At 74.8% G+C, this 21,055-nt stretch carries 14 protein-coding genes and 1 tRNA gene; 6 read left to right on the plus strand and 9 right to left on the minus strand.

Going from position 1 to position 21,055, the window contains the following annotated elements:
- Positions 1-26: 26 nt before the first annotated feature.
- From ACZ6S8_RS05405 to ACZ6S8_RS05420, 4 genes are all read right to left on the minus strand, one after another.
- Positions 27-2,792, minus strand: a complete 2,766-nt coding sequence (locus ACZ6S8_RS05405; protein WP_469452683.1) for an ABC transporter permease subunit — start codon at positions 2,790-2,792, stop codon at positions 27-29.
- A 15-nt stretch (positions 2,793-2,807) separates the two neighbouring features.
- Entirely contained in the window at positions 2,808-4,073 is a 1,266-nt protein-coding gene (locus ACZ6S8_RS05410) for an ABC transporter substrate-binding protein (protein WP_469452685.1), read from the minus strand.
- A gap of 113 nt (positions 4,074-4,186) precedes the next feature.
- Positions 4,187-6,010 carry an AMP-dependent synthetase/ligase gene (locus tag ACZ6S8_RS05415; protein WP_469452687.1) on the minus strand — a complete coding sequence of 608 codons (1,824 nt, stop codon included), beginning with the start codon at positions 6,008-6,010 and terminating at the stop codon, positions 4,187-4,189.
- 587 nt (positions 6,011-6,597) lie between these two features.
- A complete protein-coding gene (locus tag ACZ6S8_RS05420; protein ID WP_469452689.1) occupies positions 6,598-7,449 on the minus strand; it encodes a LysR family transcriptional regulator in 852 nt (283 codons plus the stop codon).
- A gap of 134 nt (positions 7,450-7,583) precedes the next feature.
- On the opposite strand from ACZ6S8_RS05420, the gene ACZ6S8_RS05425 reads away from it, so the two are divergent.
- Positions 7,584-8,618, plus strand: a complete 1,035-nt coding sequence (locus ACZ6S8_RS05425) for a bile acid:sodium symporter family protein (protein ID WP_469452691.1) — start codon at positions 7,584-7,586, stop codon at positions 8,616-8,618.
- 9 nt (positions 8,619-8,627) lie between these two features.
- Positions 8,628-9,059 carry a (2Fe-2S) ferredoxin domain-containing protein gene (locus ACZ6S8_RS05430; RefSeq protein WP_469452693.1) on the plus strand — a complete coding sequence of 144 codons (432 nt, stop codon included), beginning with the start codon at positions 8,628-8,630 and terminating at the stop codon, positions 9,057-9,059.
- A 55-nt stretch (positions 9,060-9,114) separates the two neighbouring features.
- Here ACZ6S8_RS05430 and fdhD read toward each other — a convergent pair whose 3' ends face one another.
- Positions 9,115-9,945, minus strand: a complete 831-nt coding sequence (gene fdhD, locus ACZ6S8_RS05435; protein WP_469452695.1) for a formate dehydrogenase accessory sulfurtransferase FdhD — start codon at positions 9,943-9,945, stop codon at positions 9,115-9,117.
- Between the two features lie 204 nt (positions 9,946-10,149).
- On the opposite strand from fdhD, the gene ACZ6S8_RS05440 reads away from it, so the two are divergent.
- Both ACZ6S8_RS05440 and ACZ6S8_RS05445 read left to right on the plus strand, forming a co-directional pair.
- Positions 10,150-11,091: a beta-ketoacyl-ACP synthase III gene (locus ACZ6S8_RS05440; RefSeq protein ID WP_469452697.1), complete on the plus strand. Its 942-nt coding sequence runs from the start codon at positions 10,150-10,152 to the stop codon at positions 11,089-11,091.
- A gap of 238 nt (positions 11,092-11,329) precedes the next feature.
- Positions 11,330-11,414, plus strand: a tRNA-Leu gene (locus ACZ6S8_RS05445).
- Positions 11,415-11,498: 84 nt separating this feature from the next.
- On the opposite strand, the gene ACZ6S8_RS05450 is transcribed toward ACZ6S8_RS05445, so the two are convergent.
- On the minus strand, positions 11,499-12,863 hold the full coding sequence (locus ACZ6S8_RS05450) for a hypothetical protein (protein WP_469452698.1): 1,365 nt from the start codon (positions 12,861-12,863) through the stop codon (positions 11,499-11,501).
- Positions 12,860-13,426, minus strand: coding sequence for an RNA polymerase sigma factor (locus ACZ6S8_RS05455; protein WP_469452700.1), 567 nt, complete (start codon positions 13,424-13,426; stop codon positions 12,860-12,862). The genes ACZ6S8_RS05450 and ACZ6S8_RS05455 overlap by 4 nt, the downstream gene beginning before the upstream one ends.
- Before the next feature lie 268 nt (positions 13,427-13,694).
- Here ACZ6S8_RS05455 and ACZ6S8_RS05460 point away from each other — a divergent pair, with 268 nt between their 5' ends.
- Positions 13,695-15,710 carry a hypothetical protein gene (locus ACZ6S8_RS05460; protein WP_469452701.1) on the plus strand — a complete coding sequence of 672 codons (2,016 nt, stop codon included), beginning with the start codon at positions 13,695-13,697 and terminating at the stop codon, positions 15,708-15,710.
- Between the two features lie 220 nt (positions 15,711-15,930).
- Positions 15,931-17,646 carry a methionine--tRNA ligase gene (gene metG, locus ACZ6S8_RS05465; protein ID WP_469452703.1) on the plus strand — a complete coding sequence of 572 codons (1,716 nt, stop codon included), beginning with the start codon at positions 15,931-15,933 and terminating at the stop codon, positions 17,644-17,646.
- A 281-nt stretch (positions 17,647-17,927) separates the two neighbouring features.
- Here metG and ACZ6S8_RS05470 read toward each other — a convergent pair whose 3' ends face one another.
- Complete coding sequence (locus tag ACZ6S8_RS05470; protein WP_469452796.1) at positions 17,928-19,376, minus strand: YfcC family protein; 1,449 nt, start codon at positions 19,374-19,376, stop codon at positions 17,928-17,930.
- A gap of 107 nt (positions 19,377-19,483) precedes the next feature.
- On the minus strand, positions 19,484-20,872 hold the full coding sequence (locus tag ACZ6S8_RS05475) for a M20/M25/M40 family metallo-hydrolase (RefSeq protein ID WP_469452705.1): 1,389 nt from the start codon (positions 20,870-20,872) through the stop codon (positions 19,484-19,486).
- Between the last annotated feature and the right edge of the window lie 183 nt (positions 20,873-21,055).

Below are 21,055 nucleotides of genomic sequence, written 5' to 3' on the forward strand. Positions count from 1 at the left end.
GCTCACGCCACCGCTCATGCCACCGCTCATGTCGTCATCCCCAGGTAGGCCTCGGTGAGCCGGTCCGCCTCCACCTCGGCCCGCGGGCCGCACCAGGAGACCCGGCCCTGCGCGAGGTACGCGACCGTGTCCGCGATCCCGAGGATCCCGGCGGCCTTCTCCTCCACCAGCAGCAGCGCCGTCCCGGCCCCGCGGAGCTCGGCCAGCAGCGCGTACACCTCCTCCACGACCCGCGGGGCCAGCCCGAGCGAGGGCTCGTCGGCGATCAGCACCTCGGGCGGCCGCTGCAGCAGCGGTGCCAGCGCCAGCATCTGCTGCTCCCCGCCGGACAGGGACCCGGCGGCGACCCCGCGCCGATCCGCGAGGCGGGGGAAGCGGTCGTAGACGGCGCTCCGGGCGGCGGCGTCCCGGAGGTACAGCGCGAGGTTCTCCTCGATGGTGAGCGCGGGGAAGATCCCCCGGCCCTCGGGGGCGAGCAGCACCCCGGCCCGGGATCGGCGCACGGGTCCGTCCCGCGTCGCGTCCCGCCCGGCCACCCACACGCTCCCGCCCACGGCCGGCAGCAGGCCGGCGGCCACCTTGCAGGCGGTGCTCTTCCCCGCCCCGTTGGGCCCGAGGACGGCGAGGATCTCCCCCCGCCGGACCACGAGGTCCACCCCGTGCAGGACGCGCCCGCCGTCGTACCCGGCGCCGACCCCGCGCAACTCCAGCGCGGGGCGCGCCGCTGCCGGCGACGCCACCGGCCGGGGGCGGGGGACGGCGGTCCCGGGGGCCGAGTCCGGAGCCGGGCCCGCGGAGGTCCCCGCCGGCCCGGTCCGGTCGGCCGGGTCGGCCGGATCGGCCGCCTCCCGGTCCGCCGGGGCCGCCGACCGTCCCGCGGGGCCGGCCGCCCGCCTGCGCGCCCACCGCACGGGGACCGCGGCGCAGTAGCCGTCGGGATCGTTGGCGAGGGCCAGGCCGGCCAGGCCGAACAGGATCACCGGCAGGTGGGCCGACTCCGTCACGTAGTCGGCGAGCAGCCGCGGCGCGACGGCGAACACCAGTCCCGCCACCACCGCGTACTGCGGTCTGCGCACCCCGGCCGCGACCACCACGGCCAGCCACACCAGCCCCGTCATGGCAGTGAAGTCGGTCGCGGTGATCCGGGTGTTGTACGAGGCGTACAGCACGCCCCCGAACCCGGCCAGCCCCGCCGACAGGGTGAACATCAGCAGCTTCGTCCGCAGTACCGACACTCCCGAGGCCATCGCCGCCGCCGGAGCCGACCGGACGGCCAGCATCGCCCTCCCGGACGGCGAGTTCCGCAGCGCGCCCAGACCCGCCGCGACCGCCGCGACCAGGACGACCAGGGCCACTCCCAGCGCCCGGTCGTCGGAGAGGTCCACCGGCCCGAACACCGGCCGGGGGATCGACCACCCCGCGTCCCCGTTGCGCAGCCACCGCAGCTGGAACAGCACCTGGTCGGCCAGGAACGCCAGCGCCAGCGTGGCCAGGGCCAGGGACCGGCCGCCCAGCCGCAACGCGGGCAGCGCGACCAGCGCCCCCAGCACGGCGGCCACACAGGTGCCCACCGCCAGCGCGGCCACGAACGGCCAGCCGCGGCTCATGAGCAGCCCGGCCACCAGCGCGGCCCCCGTGACGAAGGTCCCCTGGGCCAGGGACACCATCGCGCCGAGCCCGGTCACCACCGTGAAGGACATGAACACCAGGGCGATCGCCAGCCCCTGCGCCAGCAGCCCGCTCCAGAACGGCGTCGTCACGGTGTAGAACGCCGTGCCCAGCAGCACGGCGCCCGCCGTCCACCCGCCCCAGCGCCGTGCCCACGACGCCCCGGCGAGGTGGTCCACCGGCGGCGCGTCGACGGCCGGCGTCCCCGCGGTCCGGGCCCTGCGCGTCAGGACCAGCAGGCCGCCGAACAGGATGAGGAAGGGCACCGCCGTGCGCAGCCCGGTGATGTCCTCGGCGAAGGACGCGTACCCGGCGACGAGGTTCTGCAGCACGCCCAGTCCGAGCCCGCCGGCGAACGCGAGCGGGACCGACGCGAACCGCCCGATGACCGCGGCCGTCGCCGACACGAACAGGAACAGCGTGAAGTCGTGCGCCGACAGGCCCAGCAGCGGCGTCGCCAGTACGCCCGCCAGCCCGGCCAGCCCCGACGCGATCATCCACGCCACCGACGAGAGCCGGTCGGCGCTGATGCCGCGCAGCTCGGTCAGCGACCGGTTGTCGACGGCAGCCCGCAGCCGCAGCCCCAGGCGCGTGTGCCGCATCAGCACCCACAGGGCCACCGCCACCAGCGCCGTCACCACCCAGGTGATCAGCTGGTCGGAGTCGATGCCGACCCCCTCGGCGAGCTGCCAGGAGACCGCGGGGCTCGGCCCCACCCCCGGCAGCCCGAACTGGTTCTCCGCCGGCTTGACCGGCGCGCCCGCGTCCGCGAGCAGCTCCACCGCCCACAGCCCGACGGCCGGCAGCGCGACCAGCAGGCCGATGGTCGCGACGATCTGGGCGGTCTCGCCGACGCGCGCGAGCCGGCGGAACATCAGCCGGTCCAGCCCCCACCCGAGCCCGGGCGCCAGCACGAACACCACCAGCAGCGCCGCCGGTACGGCCGGCCAGCCCAGCCCGGAGTGGAGTTCGTAGAAGGTCAGCGCGCACAGGTAGGCGGTGGCCCCGTGGGCGAAGTTGAACAGCCCGGACGCCGAGTACGACAGGACGAGCCCGGTGGCCAGCAGCGCGTACAGGGCGCCGGAGACCAGGCCGCTCAGCACGAAGACGAGCAGATCTCCCATTCGGCTGCCCCGCCCCTACGAGAAGGGGACGGGTTCGTAGCAGGTGAAGGGGACGGACACCTTGTACGCGCCGTCCTTCAGCTGGACGAGCGCCCCGCAGCCGAAGCTCTCCTTCTGCCCCTTGGGCTCGGCCCGGTCGCCGACGAGCGTGCCGGTGTCGGAGAAGCCCTGTGCGGCGGCCTGGAAGGACTCGACGGTCAGGTCCTTGCCGGCCTTCTGCGCGATGGACAGGAAGAGGTCGGCCGACATGTAGCCGGTGAGCATGTGCATGTTCAGGGGCGGCGGGTCCTGGCCGCCCGCCGCGGCCTTGATGTCGGCCTTGAACTGCGCCATCTTCGGGTTGTCCGACTCGAAGGGCTCGAACTGGAGCAGTACGTGCACCCCGTCGAGGGCCTGCTTGGTGGCCTCCTTCGCGAGCAGGCCGGGGTCGTAGTCCGTGGGGTCGGAGATCAGGCCCTTGTAGCCGGCCCGCTTGAGCGCGCTGAACAACCCGATGTTGTTGGGCGTCTGCATGACGGAGACGACGGCGTCGGGCGCCTTGCCGCCGTTGCTCTCCATGATCTCCTTGACGTACGCGGACCAGTCGCTCGGGACGGCGGTGGCGGGCACGGAGGCCTTGGCGTACGCGACGGTGAACCCGGCGCCGGCGAACCCCTGTTGGAAGGTGCGGATGCCGAACTTCCCGGCGTCGCTGTCGTTCGCGATGACCGCCACCGACTTGCCGGCGGCCCCGCCGAGCACCCGGCCGATGCCTTCGGGCCAGGTCTGGTTGAGGGTTCCGCCGGGGGAGGGGACCAGGCAGCCGTTGAAGCCGTAGATGTAGCGGGGTCCGCAGAAGGAGGGCAGGGTGCCCCAGCCGAAGGTGGGGACCTTCTCCTGCTCCAGGAAGTCGGCGCCGGAGAAGGTCACCGAGCTCATGGGGGAGACCGCGAAGACCTTGTCCTGCTGGACGAGCTTGCGGGCGGCCGCCATGTTCTTCGCCGGGTCCTGGCCGTCGTCCTCCGCACCGAGGTAGTCGATCCTCCGGCCGTTGACTCCTCCCTCGGCGTTGGCCCTCAGGTAGCGGGCCTTGGCCCCGAGGTCGGTGTCCTTCTTGCTGTAGCCGCTGGCCGTGGTCATCGACACGATGCCGCCGACCTTGATCGTGTCCGCGGTGACGCCGCGGGAGGTCCCGCCGGACGCGCCGGGGGCCGCCTCGTCGGTGGTGGCGGCCGAGTTGCAGGCGGAGACGAGCGCGAGGGCCGCCGCGGCGGCGGCCAGGGTGCGGATCGATCGCAACATCGAGGGGTTCCCTCCGGTCGGGATCCCCGCATTCTGTGGGCGACCTGACGGATCGTCAATATTGTCGACCAGGTGAAGTGACGGATCGTCAGATAGTGGCCGGGCCGTGACGTTCACCCCCGGTACAGCGCGGCCACCTCCGTCGCGAACGCCTTCTCGATCGCCCGCCGCTTCAGCTTCAGCGAGGGCGTCAGCAGGCCGAGCTCCTCCGTGAACTGCCCCGGCAGCACCCGGAACGTCCGGATCGCCTCCGCCTGGGAGACCAGGGTGTTGGCGGCCACCACCGCCCGGCGGACCTCCGTGGTCAGCTCCGGATCGTGCACCAGCTCCGACGCCGGCCGCTGCGCCAGGCCGCGCATCGACAGCCAGTGCGCGATGCCCTCCGCGTCCAGGGTGAGCAGGGCCGCGATGTACGGCCGGTCGTTGCCCACCAGGACGCACTGCGACACCAGCGGGTGCGAACGCACCCGCTCCTCCAGGGCGCTGGGCGAGACGCTCTTTCCGTTGGAGGTCACCAGGATCTCCTTCTTGCGCCCGGTGATGGTGAGGTAGCCGTCCGCGTCCAGCCGCCCCAGGTCCCCCGTCGCCAGCCACCCGCCGCGCAGCACCGCCTGCGTCGCCGGCGGATCGTTGAGGTACCCGGAGAACACGTGGCCGCCGTGCAGCCACACCTCCCCGTCCTCGGCGATGTGCACCGTACTGCCCGGGATCGGCGGGCCGACCGTGCCGTACTTCGTCGCCCCCGGCGGGTTCGCGGTGGCCGCCGCGCTCGACTCGGTCAGCCCGTACCCCTCGAACACCGTGATCCCGGCGCCGTCGAAGAACAGCCCGAGCCGCCGTGACATGGCGGACCCGCCCGACATGGCGTGCCGCACCCGGCCGCCCATCGCCTCGCGGACCTTCCCGTACACCAGCCTGTCGAAGAGCTGGTGCTGCACGCGCAGCCCCGCCGACGGCCCCGGCCCGGTACCGAACGCCTTCGCCTCGCGCGCCTCCGCGTACCGTACGGCCGTCTCCACCGCCCGGTCGAAGGGAGCCCGGCGCCCCTCCACCTCCGCCTTGCGGCGGGCCGCCGCGAACACCTTCTCGAAGACGTGCGGCACCCCCAGCACGAACGTCGGCCGGAACGCGGCCAGGTCCGGCAGCAGTTCGGCCGCCGCCAGCACCGGCTGGTGCCCGAGCTTGACCCGCGACCGTACGGCCGCCACCTCCACCATCCGCCCGAAGACGTGGGCCAGCGGCAGGAACAGCAGCGTGGACGGCTGCTCGCCCGGACCGGCCTGGAACACCGACTCCCAGCGGCGCACCATCGTGTCGGCCTCGTACATGAAGTTGGCGTGCGTGAGCACGCACCCCTTGGGGCGGCCCGTGGTCCCGGAGGTGTAGATCACGGTGGCGACGGCGTCGGGCGTCACCGCGCCCCGGTGCCGGTGCACCACGTCCTCGGCGACCCCCCGCCCGTCGGCGACGAGCGCGTCCAGGGCCCCGGCGTCGAGCTGCCACAGCCGCCGCAGGCCGGGCAGCCGGTCGATGGCCGAGCCCACGGTCATGGCCTGGTCCTCGTTCTCCACGACGCACGCCACGCAGCCGGAGTCTTCAAGGATCCAGTGCACCTGCTCGGTGGAGGAGGAGGGGTAGACGGGCACCGGCTGCGCCCCGATGGCCCACAGCGCGAAGTCGAAGAGCGTCCACTCGTACCGGGTACGGGACATCAGCGCGACCCGGTCCCCGAACCGCACCCCCTGGGCCAGCAGGCCCTTCGCCAGGGCGAGCACCTCGGCCGCCAGCTCCCCGGAGGTCACGTCCGTCCAGACGCCGGCCGTCTTGCGGCCGAGCACGACGCGGCCCGGGTCCTGGTGTGCGTACTGGAAGACGACGTCGGCCAGGCCGCCCACGGGCGGGCCTGTGACGACGGGTGGGACGGTGAACTCGCGCAAGGCCCCGCTCCTCTCCGCACAGCGCGGCGACGCTACCCCACGCCTGTCGGCAGTTGATCAGCCGCCGAACACCTCCACAAGACCTACGCAGGGGGCGCGGGGGGTGGGGTGCGGGAGCGGACAGGGGCGCGCGGCGGGGGCGGGGCGGGTGGTCCCGGCGGCCCCGCCGGCCTCGGCCGGGGTGGTGTGGGGCGGGGTCGCTGCGGAGTGTCTCCTCGGCTCGCGCACTGGGCGGGGGCTGTGATGGTGCGGGGTGGTTGCGCGCTCGTCCTGCGGGGACCCTCCTCCGCGTCCCCGCCCCGCGGCGATGGCCGGATGCGGGTCCCCGTCGGCCGGGCCTCGCCGTGTGGGGTGTCCGGGTGCGGGTCTGGCGGACTTGGCCGGGGTGGTGTGGGGCGGGGCCGCTGCGGAGTGTCTCCTCGGCTCGCGCACTGGGCGGGGGCTGCGACGGTGCGGGGTGGTTGCGCGCTCGTCCTGCGGGGACCCTCCTCCGCGTCCCCGCCCCGCGGGCGTGTCCCGTCGTCCGCGCCCCGCCCTGCGGCGGTGTCCGGTGCGGGGCCGTTGGGCGTGCTTCGGCGGCGGGGGTGTCAGGCCGGGCGGCTCAGGCGGTCGGCGCCGGTGAGGACGGCGGCGGCCAGGGCGTCCGACGCGGGGGTCGGGCGCCGCCCCTGGAGCAGCGCGAACTCCACCGGCCCCAGTTCCGGCAGCCCCCCGACCCGGACCAGGCCCGGCGGGATCAGCCCCCGGGTGTGCGCCATCACGCCCAGCCCGGCCCGGGCCGCCGCGACGAGGCCGCTCAGGCTGCCGCTCGTACAGGCGATGCGCCACGCGCGCCCGTCCCGCTCCAGCACCTCCAGCGCCCGGGCCCGCGTGATCCCCGGCGGCGGGAAGACGATCAGCGGAACCGGCCGCTCGGGGTCCACCCGCAGGCCCTCCGCCCCGATCCACACCATCCGGTCCCGCCAGACGAGGCGGCCCCGCTCGTCGCCCGGTCCCCTCCGCTTGGCCAGCACCAGGTCGAGCCGGCCCGCGTCCAGCCGCTCGTGGAGCGTCCCCGACAGTTCCACCGACAGCTCCAGGTCCACTTCCGGGTGCTCGTGCCGGAAGCCCTCCAGGATCTCCGGCAGCCGCGTCAGCACGAAGTCCTCCGAAGCCCCGAACCGCAGCCGTCCCCGCAGCCGCGTCCCGGTGAAGAAGGCGGCCGCCCGCTCGTGGGCCTCCAGGATCGTCCGCGCGAAGCCCAGCAGCGCCTCGCCGTCCTCCGTCAGCTCCACGCTGTGGGTGTCCCGGACGAACAGCGGCCGGCCCGTCGCGTCCTCCAGCCGCCGCACGTGCTGGCTCACCGTCGACTGCCGCACGCCGAGCCGTCCGGCGGCCTGCGTGAAGCTCAGCGTCTGGGCCACCGTGAGGAACGTCCGCAGCTGGACCGGGTCGTACATCCCGCCAGGCTATCGCGCATCGTGATGACAGTGAGTTCGGTGTGCGGGTTTCCCGATGACCACCCGCCCCCGACCATGGGAGGGCAGGGCACCGGCCCCGCCTCCGCGCCCCCGACAGCAAGTGAGCCCCGCGCATGCGCCGCCCGCACCTGCCCGCCCGGCTGCCCCTCGACCCGTACGTACTGGCCCTGCTCGGCACCGTCGGCCTCGCCGCCCTGCTCCCGGCCCGCGGTCCGGTCGCCACCCTCGCCGACGGGGCCTCCACCGCGGCCGTGGCCCTGCTCTTCTTCCTCTACGGCGCCCGCCTCTCCACCCGCGAGGCACTCGACGGCCTGCGCCACTGGCGGCTCCACCTCACCGTGCTCGCCTGCACCTTCCTGATCTTCCCCCTCCTCGGCCTCGCCGCCCGCGCCCTCGTGCCCACCCTGCTGACGCCTCCGCTCTACAGCGGCCTGCTCTTCCTCTGCCTGGTCCCCTCGACCATCCAGTCCTCCATCGCGTTCACCTCCATGGCCCGGGGGAACGTCCCCGCCGCGATCTGCGCCGGCTCCTTCTCCAGCCTCGCCGGCATCCTCCTCACCCCCCTCCTCGCGGCCGTGCTGCTCGCCGGCGACGCGGGGGGCTTCTCCGCCGACTCCCTCCTCAAGATCGCCCTCCAGCTCCTGCTGCCCTTCGTCCTGGGACAGGTGACGCGCCGCCGGGTCGGCGGCTTCCTCACCCGCCACCGCGCGGTGCTCGGCCACGTGGACCGCGGCTCGATCCTGCTCGTCGTCTACGCCGCCTTCAGTGCCGGCATGGTCGCGGGCGTCTGGAGCCAGGTCAGCGTCCCGCGCCTCGGCGCCCTGATGCTGGTCGAGGCCGCCGTCCTGGGCGTCATGCTGCTGCTCACCTGGTACGGCGCCGAGCGCCTCGGCTTCGACCGCGCGGACCGCATCGCCATCCAGTTCGCCGGCTCGAAGAAGAGCCTGGCCGCCGGACTGCCCATGGCCAGCGTGCTGTTCGGGGCGCACGCGAGCCTCGCCGTACTGCCGCTGATGCTGTTCCACCAGATGCAGCTGATGGTCTGCGCCGTCCTGGCCCGCCGCAGGGCCCGCGACGCCGAACCCGCGCCCCACCGTGTGGCGGAGGTCTCCCGGGAGCCCCAACACCCCGGCCCCCGGGCCCGGTAGCGTGCGGCGGTGACCTGGATACGCCCGATCGCCGCCCGCGCCGAACGCCCCTGCACCCTGGTGGTCTGCCGGGGCTGCTGCTGCGGGGACCCCCGCAAGAACCCCGGCTCCGACCACGCCGGCCAGCTCGCCCGGCTGCGCGCGGCCGCCGCCGACTCCGGGGGCCGGCTGGCCGTCCGTACGAGCGAGTGCCTCGGCCCCTGCGCGCAGGCCAACGTCATCGTGGTCCAGCCCACCAGCGAGGCCCGCCGCCGGGGCGCCCGCGCGACCTGGTTCGGCTGGGCCCTGGACGACACCGCGACCGACGAGATCATCGCCTGGGCCCGATCGGGCGGCCCCGGCACGACACCGGTCCCGGACACCCTGGACCTCCACCGCATCGACCCGCCGGAGCCCAAACCGGCCGCGAAGTCCTCGCGCCGCTCCCGCCGCGACCGCTGAGACGGGGCGGAGCGGGGGAGCGGCGGAGCGGGAGGGCGGCGGAGCGGGCGCGGGACTACGCCGTGATCCGCTCCTCGCCCGCGTACACGTTCATGTCCGGTCCCCGCAGGAAGCCGACGAGCGTCATCCCCGACTCCAGCGCCAGGTCCACGGCCAGCGAGGACGGCGCCGAGACCGCTGCCAGCACCGGGATGCCCGCCATCACCGCCTTCTGGACGAGCTCGAACGAGGCCCGCCCCGACACCAGCAGCACCGCGCCCGTCAGCGGCAGCCGCCCGGCCTGCAGCGCCCGTCCGACGATCTTGTCCACCGCGTTGTGCCGGCCCACGTCCTCCCGTACGTCCAGCAGCTCGCCCTCCGCCGTGAAGAGCCCCGCCGCGTGCAGCCCGCCCGTCCGGTCGAAGACCTTCTGGGCCTCGCGCAGCCGGTCCGGGAACCGGGCCAGGAGTTCCGCGGGCAGTCGTACGGGATCTCCGGCGGCGGCGCCCGGGAAGCGGCTCGCCGTCCGGACCGCGTCCAGGCTGGCCTTGCCGCACAGCCCGCAGGAGGAGGTCGTGTAGACGTTCCGCTCCAGCGTGATGTCCGGCACCGGCACGCCGGGTGCCAACTGCACGTTGACGACGTTGTACGTGTTCGACCCGTCCTCGGCGGCGCCCTCGCAGTAGGTGACGGCCCGTACGTCCGCAGCCGTACCGAGCACGCCCTCGCTCACGAGGAAGCCCACCGCGAGGGCGAAATCGTCCCCCGGGGTGCGCATCGTGATCGCCAGGGGCTTGCCGTTCAGCCGGATCTCCAGCGGCTCCTCGGTCACCAGCGTGTCGGGGCGCACCCCGGTGACCCCGTTCCGGATCCGCACGACCCGGCGCCGCTCGGTGACGCGTCCCATGGTGTTCCCCCACCTCGCTCTGTTTTCTGCCGCGGCCGACAGAGTTATTGTCGCCGTTCCGGTTCCCGCGGCGCTCCCGGCAGCCAGATCCTCGGGAATCTCCAAATTCCGGTGCCCGAATCCTGTCGGATCACGCGCACTCGTACCCATCGGTAGCAGGCGAAGCTGGGTGGTCCTGACTGCCGACGAGGGGGGACCCCGCCCATGACCGGTTCACGCGTGGTGGCGCTAGGGCACTACCAGCCCGCGAGAGTGCTCACCAACGAGGACCTCTCGGCCATGGTCGACACCACCGACGAGTGGATCCGGTCCCGGGCCGGGATCAAGACCCGCCACATCGCGGGCCCGGACGAACCGGTGGACGAGCTGGCCTACCAGGCGGCGGGCAAGGCCCTGGCCGGCGCCGGCCTGACCCCGGACGACATCGACCTCGTCCTGGTCGCCACCTCCACCGCGATCGACCGCTCGCCCAACATGGCGGCGCGCGTCGCCGCGAAGCTGGGGATGGGCGGCCACCCGGCCGTGATGGACATCAACGTCGTCTGCTCGGGCTTCACCCACGCCCTGGCCACCGCCGACCACGCCATCCGGGCCGGCTCGGCCACCCGTGCGCTGGTCATCGGCGCCGACAAGATGACCGAGATCACCGACTGGACCGACCGCACCACGTGCGTGCTCACCGGTGACGGTGCGGGGGCGGCCGTCGTCGAGGCCTGCGAGGAGCCGGGCATCGGTCCGGTGCTGTGGGGTTCCGTGCCCGAGATGGGCAACGCGGTCCGCATCGAGGGCTCGCCGCCGGTCTTCGCCCAGGAGGGCCAGTCCGTCTACCGCTGGACCACCAGCCAGCTCCCGCCGCTGGCCCGCAAGGTGTGCGAGAAGGCCGGGGTGGCCCCCGAGGATCTGGCCGCCGTCGTCCTCCACCAGGCGAACCTGCGGATCATCGAGCCCCTGGCCGCCAAGATCGGCGCCGTGAACGCCGTCATCGCCCGCGATGTCGTCGACTCCGGCAACACCTCGGCGGCGAGCATCCCCATGGCCCTGTCCAAGCTGGTGCAGCGCGGCGAGATCCCCTCCGGGGCCCCCGTCCTGCTCTTCGGCTTCGGCGGGAACCTCTCCTACGCCGGCCAGATCATCAGCTGCCCGTGACGTACCCGTGCCCCCGCCCTCCGCACCTTGCGGACCGGGCGGGGGCGCGCTGCGTCCCGGCCCCTCCGGTCCGGTCTCCACACCTTGCGAGACGGGCCGTCTCGCCGGGCTCGTAGGGACATGCCCGCAGGTCAGCACGGCGTGGCGGACGATCACGGCGCGGATAAGTGGTCGGAAGCCCGGCGATCCTTTGCTATGGTTGTCCATGTCGCCGCGGGAAACCGGGGCCGACCACCTGGTCCGGGTGGCGGAATGGCAGACGCGCTAGCTTGAGGTGCTAGTGCCCTTTATCGGGCGTGGGGGTTCAAGTCCCCCCTCGGACACACAGACGAAAACCCCACTCCGGTGGGGTTTTTCGCGTTTTCGGTACGTGGTGCCGGTCGCCCCGGGCGGGCCGACACCGGGCCTCAGGCCCCCAGGACCAGCAGGCCGTCCGGCGGGATCCCGCCCGACAGGAGCAGGGCGAGGAGCATCGGGACGGCCCTGCGGCGCAGGACCGCAAGCGCAGGGGCCGGGACGTGCCGGGCGGCCCGGTCGGCGCGGGGGTCCTCGGCGAACCGGGCCCGCAGACACCGCCCCATCACGCAAGCGTGCGGGGAAGCCCGGAAGGGCGGCCAGGCCGGCAACGGCTGCGCCCCCGCTCCGCCCGCGGCCCCCGCGATCCGCACCTCGCCCGCCCCGTACCGGCCGGGGTGGAGCGCCGCGCCGGGCCGGACCAGGGCCGGGACGCGCTGGATCCGGTCCGCCGGACCGCGGCCGGCCGGGACCGCGAGCAGGGCCAGGGCGGGGCCCCGCCCGTACACGTCCGCGCCCGGCCGGTCCGCGTACCCCTCCTCGCACAGCATCGCGAGGAGCGGGCGCAGCGCCGCCCCGCCGAAGCCCGACTCCCGCTCCAGCCGGGCCAGCCGTACGCCCAGCGGGTACCGCTCCAGCACCCGTACGACGGTCAGGGCGCGGCGCGCCACCGCCAGGGCCTCCCCGGACCCGGCCCGGACGAGGGCCCCGGGGCCGGCCGCCGACAGCGCCGGGCGGCGCGGCGCGACGGGGGCCGGCCGGGGCGCCGCGACCCGCACGGCGACCGGCGCCGGCGGCCGGAACGCGGCCAGCACGGTGCTCAGCCCGGGCCTCGGCAGGGGCACCGGACCGAGGTCGGGATCGTCCGGCTGGTCGACGTGGCGCAGCACCGCGGCCTGCGCGCACAGCCGGACCTCGCGCAGGTCCCGGCGGCCGCCCGGCCGGAAACCCCGGCGGCCCAGCTCGCGGGCCCAGAACCGGGCGTCGTGGTGTTCGCCGCGCCGCGAGTGGTCCAGGAAGAGGCAGTACGCCGCCGGGGAGGTGCGCGCGCTCCCGGACCCGGCGGCGAACTGCCACCAGAACCCGGCCCCTTCGCGCAGCCCGGCGAGGTACAGCAGGCAGCCGAAGACGACCGCGCCGGGCAGGTCGGCGTGGCCGCCGGCGACGAAGGAGGCGAGCTGCGCCTCGGCCCTCGGCGCGCAGACGGTGGCCAGGCAGGCGGCCTTGAGGTCGCGTCGGGCCCGTTCCGCGTCGAGCGGGCAGTCCCGTGCGGGGTCGCTCCAGCCGTGGGCCGACGGCCGCCGCGCGCGGTGTCCGGGGACGGGCGCGTGCGGGGTGGCGCGCAGCAGGCGGGCCTCGGCGGCGCCCAGGTCGTAGTGCGGGTAGCGCTCGCGCACGCCGGCCCGGGCGAGGAACTCGGCCAGGGAACGCGGGGCCGCGTGGTCCTCGCGGAACCCGTGCCCGTCGGGCGGCCTCATGATCCGGGGGACGTGTCGAGCAGGCGGGCGAGCCGCCGGTGGGCCTGGCCGAGGTGCGAGCGGACGGTCGCCTCGTCGACGCCCATCACCGCGGCGGCCTCGCCGGGGCTGCACTGCAGGCCGTACCTCAGGAGGACGGCGTCGCGCTGCCGTTCGACGAGCCGGGACACGGCGGAGTAGAAGCGGATGGTGTCGGTCAGCACCTCGTACCGGTCGGCGCGGGCCTCCTTGAGGGCCGCCTCGAAGGCGCTGGTGTCCATCGGCCCGAGCCGCTGCCGCCAGGGATCGCGGCCGGGCTGCCGGTCGACGATGCAGCCCTTGAGGACGGTCCAGGCGTACGCGTCCAGCCGGTCCATGTGCAGCATCCGGAGCCACTCGACCATGATCGAGTCGAAGGTGGCGTCCACCGCGTCCTCCGCGCCCGCGTCGGAGCCGAGGTGCAGGTAGGCGAAGCGCATGTACGCGGGCCGCCGGTTGGTGTGGAAGGCCCAGAACGACAGGCGTGCCGTCGGATCCCACTGGCTCACGGGAGTCGGCCGCCGGTGCCGGCTGGGCAGTCCCACGCTTCCACCGGGCTCCTCCGTTCCGCCTTCGCTCAATGCTCCGCCCCGTCCCCCTCATCCCCTGTGCGGTCCAGGAAATCAGCGCGGGCGCACTCGAGGGGCGCAGAGGAGAAAGCTGGAAATATTACGTTCGGTGATGACCGGATCGTGACCGATGCCGATCGTCCGGCGCTCCTACCAGCACATATGCATATGCCGCACGGGTGGGCCGGGAAGGTGGAGGGCGCACGGCGTGTGACCATCGCACGATTCACTCGTTTGTCGGTGGGTGAGCACATCGCAGCGATTCGGCTCCACCGCCGTCGAGCAGGCCGAGGCGGTCCTCGTCGAGCAGTACCCCCAGCTGGTACGGCTCGCCTACCTCACCCTCCCCGAGCCCCTCGGGCGCCACACCCGCGTGCTGCTGGCGCACCGGGCGGTGCAGCACGCGCTGCCCAGGGGGCTGGGGGGCACGGGCCCCGGGCCCGGGGGCGGGGGCTCCGGCGGCGCCGACGGTCCGGCGGGGCCGTCCGGGCCGGGAAGCCCGGGTCGCCCCGGCCCCCTGGCGGGCCCCGACAGCCCCGGCGGGCCGCTCTCCGAGGTGCGGGTACGGGTGCTGCGGGCCTCCCTCGCCCCCTCCGGCCGGATCCGCTCCGTCCTGGCGAAGGCCGGCTGGCCCCTCGTCCCGCCCTTCGTGTGGGGGCTGCGGCTCTGGCCCCCGGCCGGCGGGATCGACGAGGCGGCCGGGGTGCTGGCGGGCGCGCCGGGGCCGGTCCGGGCCGCCTTCGTCCTGCACCGCATGGACGGGCTCCCCGAGGAGGCGGCCGTCCGGCTCCTCGGGGCCGCCGGCGCCGACGACCCCGCCGACGCGGTGCGCGAGGCGCTCGCGCTGCCCGTCGGCGCACCGCTCCTGGCCACCCTGCGCACCCCGGAGTTCGACGCCAGCGTCGTCAGCGCCCGCCCCACCGACCTGCTCCGGCGGCGCCGCCGGGCCCGGGCCGCGTGGGCCGTCGCCGCCGTGTGCGCGCTCGTCACCGGGCTCCTGGTGGCCGACGCGTCGGCGCCGCGCCCGGAGGCCACGCCCGCCGCCGGACCGGTGGCCGCGCGGGCGCTCGACCCCGGCCGGCTGCTCCGGGTCCCGGCCCAGGCCTGGGCCGACACCGCCCGGGTGGACTTCACCGCCTGGCCGGCCCGCGGCGGGCGCACCGCCGACCGGGCCCTGCTGGCACGGGCGCTGGGCACCTGGGCGGCCCGGCCGGGCGGGGTCCCCGTCACCGCCGCCCCGGGGACGGCGACCGACCCGCCCACCCGGCCCCCGCAGCTGCTGTACGCGGGCGAGAGCGAGGGCCGGGCCGTGGTGCTGCTGCTCGACGGGGACCGCGTGGTCCGCTACGCCGAAGCGGCCGCCGGACCCCGCGAGCGGGAGCTCGCCTTCGCCCGTACCGACGAGGCGGGGGTCACCACCGCGGCCGCGCTCACCCTGGTCCGGCCCTCCGACGGCGGCCCGGCCCGCTACCTGCTCGCCCCGTGGATCGAGCGGGCCGCCACCCGCGACCTGCTCCGCACCGGGGACGGGGGCGCGCCGCTGGCCGTCGCCCCCGACGGGGTCACGGCTCCGGCGGCGGTGCCCCGTACGGCGGGGGACTGCGGGTCCTGGCCCGTACTCGAACTCACCTCCTCCGCCCGCATCGTCGAGAAGCACTCCTTCGTCCTCGCCGACCTCGGCGCGCTCTCCCCGGTCCACCTCACCTACACGCCGCTGCCGGACGGCCCCGGCGCCGTGGCCGCCCGGCAGCCGCGCGAGGTCACCGGCGCCGCCGCGCGGGCCGCCTGGGCACCCACCGCGTGCCGGCTGCGGGAACTGGGCGGCGGCGCCGTCCGCGCCGTCAACGTCTGGGACTTCGCGGGCTCCGAGCTCCCCGACGGCGGCGGCCGGGCCGTGTGGTCCTGCACCCGCGCCTCCGGCTGGGCCGGCCCCGGCGACGTGCTCGTCCAGCTGCGCCCGCCGGCCGGGTCCCCGCAGGACGTGGTGCGGGCCCGGGCCACGGCGGCCTGCGGGCGCTTCGGGCAGCACCTGCTCGTGGGTACCCGGTGGCGCTCGCCCGCGGGCCGCTGGTTCCTGGTGGCCGCGGGGAGCCGCGAGGTGGCCGGGATCACCGCGACCGGCGCGGTCCGGGCCGAGGCGAACGGCCGGATCCTGGTCGCGCCCGCCGGCCCGGAAGGAGCCCCGGTCTCCCTCACGGGCCGCCTCGCGAGCGGAGCCCGGATCACGGCGCTCGACGGCGCCTCCGGGGGCCGGGACTAGGAGCACGCCCCCGGCTCCGCGGCGGTCGGGCGCGCCGCCGGGCGGCTGTAGCATGGGCGCGATCGCGAGGGCCGTGACGGAGAGGTCACTGCCCTCGCTTTTGCGTTATTCCACCCCGAACAAATGCGGCGCGTGGCCTTTCGGCGGTTCGATACGATGAACCGCCTTCACATTCCGTGACGTCACGTCGCACCGCACAGAGGAAATGGAGCATCCGAGGATGGCTCGACACCTGATCACCAGCGCGCTTCCGTACATCAACGGGATCAAGCACCTGGGCAACATGGTCGGGTCGATGCTTCCGGCGGACGTGTACTCCCGGTACCTCCGCCAGCGCGGCCACGACGTCCTGTACATCTGCGCCACCGACGAGCACGGCACCCCCGCCGAACTCGCCGCGAAGGAAGCCGGCGTCTCCGTCGCCGAGTTCTGCGCGCAGGCACACGACGCCCAGAAGGCGGTCTACGACGGCTTCGAGCTGTCCTTCGACTACTTCGGCCGCAGCTCCTCACAGCAGAACGCCGAGATCACCCAGCACTTCGCGCGGCAGCTCCAGGCGAACGGCTTCATCGAGGAGCGCGCGATCCGGCAGGTGTACTCGCCCGCGGACGGCCGCTTCCTGCCGGACCGCTACGTCGAGGGCACCTGCCCGCACTGCGGCTACGACAAGGCCCGCGGCGACCAGTGCGAGAACTGCACCCGCGTCCTGGACCCCACGGACCTGATCGAGCCCCGCTCGGCGATCTCCGGCTCCACCGAGCTGGAAGTCCGCGAGACCACGCACCTCTTCCTCCTCCAGTCCAAGCTCCAGGTCGAGGTCGAGGCCTGGGTGGCGGAGCACGAGGAGGAGTGGCCGCAGCTGGCGTCCTCCATCGCCCGCAAGTGGCTGACCGAGGGCCTGCACGACCGCGCCATCACCCGCGACCTCGACTGGGGCGTCCCGGTCCCGGCCGACACGTGGCCCGAACTGGCCGCGGACGGCAAGGTCTTCTACGTCTGGTTCGACGCCCCGATCGAGTACATCGCCTCCACCAAGGAGTGGGCGGACGCCGACCCGGCGAACCGCGACTGGAAGTCCTGGTGGTACGAGGCCGAGGACGTCCGCTACACCCAGTTCATGGCCAAGGACAACGTCCCCTTCCACACCGTGATGTTCCCGGCCACCGAGCTGGGCACCCGCGAGCCGTGGAAGAAGGTCGACTACGTCAAGGCCTTCAACTGGCTGACGTACTACGGCGGCAAGTTCTCCACCTCGCAGAAGCGCGGCGTCTTCACCGACCACGCGCTGGAGATCCTCCCGGCCGACTACTGGCGCTACTTCCTCATCGCCAACGCCCCCGAGTCCGACGACTCGTCCTTCACGTGGGAGCACTTCACCGCCACGGTCAACAAGGACCTCGCCGACACCCTCGGCAACTTCGTCAACCGCGTCCTGTCCTTCTCCCGCAAGCGCTTCGGCGACGACGTCCCCGCGGGCAACGCGGCCGGCGAGGCCGAGACGAAGCTGGGCGGCCAGATCGCCGAGCTGCTGGCCGAGTACGAGGGCCACATGGAGACGCTCCAGTACCGCAAGGCCGCGGCCGCCCTGCGCGCCCTGTGGTCGGCCGGAAACTCCTACCTGGAGGAGAAGGCCCCCTGGCTGGAGATCAAGACCGACCCGGAGGGCGCGGCGCTGACCCTGCGCACCGCCATGAACCTCATCCACCTCTACTCGGTGGTCTCCGAGCCGTTCATCCCGGCCTCGGCGCGCGCCATGCGCTCCGCGTTCGCGCTCGCCGACGACACCGCGGCGTGGGTGACCCCGGAGCAGGCCCGGTCCCTGGACGCGGTCCCGGCCGGGACGCCGTTCACCGTACCGCCGGTGCTCTTCGCGAAGATCACCGAAGAGGACCTGGAGTCGTACCGGGAGCGCTTCGGCGGCTCCCCGGACGCCTGAGGCCCCACCCCGTCAGCCCGTGAGGGGCGGGGGGGGGGGGGGGGGGGCGGGCGCGCGCCCGCGGCCCGGGGCCGCCCGCGGGGGGCCCCGCGCCGGGGGGGGGGGGGGGGGGCGGGGGGGGGCGGGGGGCGGGCGGGCGCGCGCGGGCGCCCGCGCCCCCCCCCCGGCCCCCCCCCCCCCCCCCCCCCCGCCGCGGCCGGGGGCCCCCCGGCCCCCCCCCCCCCCCCCCCCCGCCCCTCCGGCGTGCCCGGGCCCGGTGACGCCCCGCGGCGGGACCGGCCTCACAGGGTGGCGCCGGCGACCAGGAACCCGCAGATCAGCACGAACAGGATCGCCAGCAGCGGCCAGACGAACCGCAGGTACTTGTCGTAGCCGACCTTGGCCAGCGCGACGCCGCCGATGGTCACGGCCGTGGTCGGCGCCCACAGGTTCATCCAGCCGCTGGCGGACTGCCAGGCCGTGACCACCAGCGCGCGCGGGACGCCCGCGAAGTCGGCCAGCGGGGCCAGGATCGGCATGGCGAGGGTGGCGTGCCCGGACGTCGAGGGGATCAGGAACGCCAGCGGGAGGTTCACCACGAACACGATCACCGCGAAGACCCCGGACGAGGTGCCCCTGACGATCCCCTCGATCGCGTGCAGCACGGTGTCGGTGATCTTCGAGTTGTTCATGATGACCGTCACCCCGCGCGCCAGCATGATGACCAGCGCCGGCGAGATGAATTCGGCCGCACCCTGCACGATCGTCGCGCTGAGTTTGGCCTCTCCCATCCGGGCCACCAGGCCCACCAGCACCGCCGCGCACAGGAACAGCGCCGAGAGCTGCGGGAAGGACCAGCCCAGCTCCCAGCGGTACGGCGCCGCGTCCGCCTTCCCCGTCAGGGCGCCGGACCAGGGCACCACCGAGAAGATCATGAAGGCGAAGACGAGGACGAGGAGGGTCAGGACCGTCTTGTGCAAGCGGCTCAGCTCGGGTTCCGCCTCCTCGGCGCCGGTGGCCCTCTGCTCCCGGTCCCCGGGGAGGAAACCGCACAGCGAAGCGGCCGGGTCCCGCTGGACGCGCCTCGCGTACCGGACGACGTACAGGATCGTCACGGCCGTCAGCACCACCCACATCGCGAAGCGCAGCCCGATGCCGTCGCCGAGGGAGATGTCGGCCGCGGAGGAGGCCACGCCGGTCGCGAACGGGTTCACGGTGGAGCACAGCACGCCGACGCCCGCGCCGAGGATCGCCGAGCCGACGGCCACGAGCCGGTCGTAGCCGAGGGCCAGCATCATCGGCACCAGCAGCCCGTAGAAGCCGAGGGTCTCCTCCGCGAAGCCCTCCACCGTGCCGAGCACGGAGAACACCAGCATCACGGCGGCGATCAGCAGGCCACCGCGGTCGCGCAGCCGGTGGGCGAGGCGGGCGATCCCGCGGTCCAGGGCGCCGGTGGCGAAGACGACCGTGATGAACGTGCCGATGGCGAGGACGAAGAGGAAGACCCCCGCGCTGCCGTAGAGCTCGCCCGCGAAGCTCGGGCCCACGTCGCCGGTCTTCGGGTCCTGGAGGCCGTACAGGCCGTTGACGGGGGAGAGGAACAGGTCGCTCAGGCGCTCGGTGAAGCTCTGGGTGCCCGGGACCCGGTGGTAGGTCCCCGCGACGGGGGAGCCGTCCTCCGTACGGTCGTACTGGCCCGCCGGGATCAGGAAGGCCAGCAGCCAGACCGCCACCGTCACGACGGCGAGCACGGTCAGGGCGCTCGGGAAGCGGAACTTCCGCGCCGGAGCGGGGGGCCCGGCCCCTGCCGCGTCGGCATCCGGCGGCGGTGCGGCGGGCGGAACCGGCGGTGCGGTGGTCACCGGACGCCTCCCGTGGAGCCGTGGCCCGCGGCGCGGTACTCCGCCGCGTACTCCCGGACGAAGGCGGCCAGCGCCACCACCGTGTTGCGCAGCTCGGACAGCAGCACCCGCTCGTTGGGGGCGTGCAGGTTGCACATGCTGTCCTGGGCGCCGAACAGCAGCACCTCGGCGTCCGGAGCCGCCCGCGCCAGGCCGTGCACCAGCGGGATGGAGCCCCCGGTGGCGACGTACGAGGCAGCCGTGCCCCAGGCCTCCTCCAGCGCGACGAGCGCCGCGCGGTACGCCGCCCCGCCCGTACGGGCCTCGAAGCCGCGGCCGGTGTCGCCCGGGGTGACCGTGAGCGGGATGCCGAACGGGCGCTGCCCGCGCAGATGGTCCACCAGCGCCGACCGCGCCTCGCGCGGGTCCTGCAGCGGGTGGAAGCGGAGGTTCAGCTTGGCCCGGGCGTACGGGACCACCGCCGAGGCCGCGTGGTCCACGGCCGGCGCGTCCAGGCCGATGACGGTGACGGCCGGGCCGCTCCACAGCCGCTCGCCGAGCGAACCGGTCCCGAGGAGCGGCACGTGGTCCCGTACGGAGGCCAGCGCGCGGAACTCCGCCTCGGTGTACGTCGTCCCGTCCCACGGCTCGCGCCGCAGGCCGGGCACGGCCACGTCGCCGTCGGCGTCGTGCAGCGAGGCCAGGGCGTGCAGGAGGACCAGGAGCGCGTCGGGGGCGGCGCCGCCGAACTCGCCGCTGTGCCGCGGTTCGGCCAGGGTGCGCACCTCGACGGTGACCTCGCAGGCTCCGCGCAGGCCGGTGGTCAGGGTGGGGGTGCCGGGCCGCAGGTTGCCGAGGTCGGCGATGACCATGGCGTCGCAGGCGAAGCGGGCGGGGTCGGTGGGCGGGTGGTCGTCGAAGGGGCTGCCGTACTCCTCCTGCCCCTCGATCACGATCTTGACGCCGACCGGGGGGCGGCCCCCGTAGAGCCGGAGCATGCCGAGGTGGGCGATCACGTTCGCCTTGTCGTCGGCGATGCCGCGGGCGCGCAGTCCACCGGGGACGGGGGTCGGCTCGAAGGGCGGCGAGAGCCACAGGGCGGGGTTGCCGGCGGGCTGCACGTCGTAGTGCCCGTAGAGGAGGACGGTGGGGGCGTCCGGGTCCGGCGGCGGGATCTCGCCGTAGATCACCGGTGCGGTGTCGGGCAGGTCGATCCGCTCGATCGTGGGGACGCCCGCGTCGCGCAGCAGGGAGACGACCAGGTCGTGCGCCTCCAGGACCGGCTCGGGCGGGTAGCCGGGGAAGGCGACGGACGGGATCGCCGCCAGCCGCTCCAGATCGGCCCGCAGGCCGTCCATCAGCGCGTCGGCCCGGCCCGCCAGGCCGTCGCGACCGTCCGGTCCCATCCGCCACCGTCCCTCCGGTCCCCGGTCCCGGTCGCGGCCCTGGTCGAGGGGTGTCCGCCGGGTGCTCCCTCCGATCATGGGGCGGGAGGGGAGGCGGGGCGTGACGGGCTGCGCCGGGCGAGTGAACGGGTACGAAAGGGGCATGACCGGAAGGGCGGGTCCGCGTGCGGACGGCCGCCCCTC

The organism is Streptomyces sp. NPDC048461 (genome assembly GCF_055587105.1).

Coding starts and splice junctions, on each gene's coding strand:
- ACZ6S8_RS05405 (WP_469452683.1), bottom strand. CDS start 2,792: ATGGGAGATCTGCTCGTCTTCGTGCTGAGCGGCCTGGTCTCCGGCGCC.
- ACZ6S8_RS05450 (WP_469452698.1), bottom strand. CDS start 12,863: ATGAGGCCGCCCGACGGGCACGGGTTCCGCGAGGACCACGCGGCCCCG.
- ACZ6S8_RS05440 (WP_469452697.1), top strand. CDS start 10,150: ATGACCGGTTCACGCGTGGTGGCGCTAGGGCACTACCAGCCCGCGAGA.
- ACZ6S8_RS05410 (WP_469452685.1), bottom strand. CDS start 4,073: ATGTTGCGATCGATCCGCACCCTGGCCGCCGCCGCGGCGGCCCTCGCG.
- ACZ6S8_RS05420 (WP_469452689.1), bottom strand. CDS start 7,449: ATGTACGACCCGGTCCAGCTGCGGACGTTCCTCACGGTGGCCCAGACG.
- metG (WP_469452703.1), top strand. CDS start 15,931: ATGGCTCGACACCTGATCACCAGCGCGCTTCCGTACATCAACGGGATC.
- fdhD (WP_469452695.1), bottom strand. CDS start 9,945: ATGGGACGCGTCACCGAGCGGCGCCGGGTCGTGCGGATCCGGAACGGG.
- ACZ6S8_RS05475 (WP_469452705.1), bottom strand. CDS start 20,872: ATGGGACCGGACGGTCGCGACGGCCTGGCGGGCCGGGCCGACGCGCTG.
- ACZ6S8_RS05425 (WP_469452691.1), top strand. CDS start 7,584: ATGCGCCGCCCGCACCTGCCCGCCCGGCTGCCCCTCGACCCGTACGTA.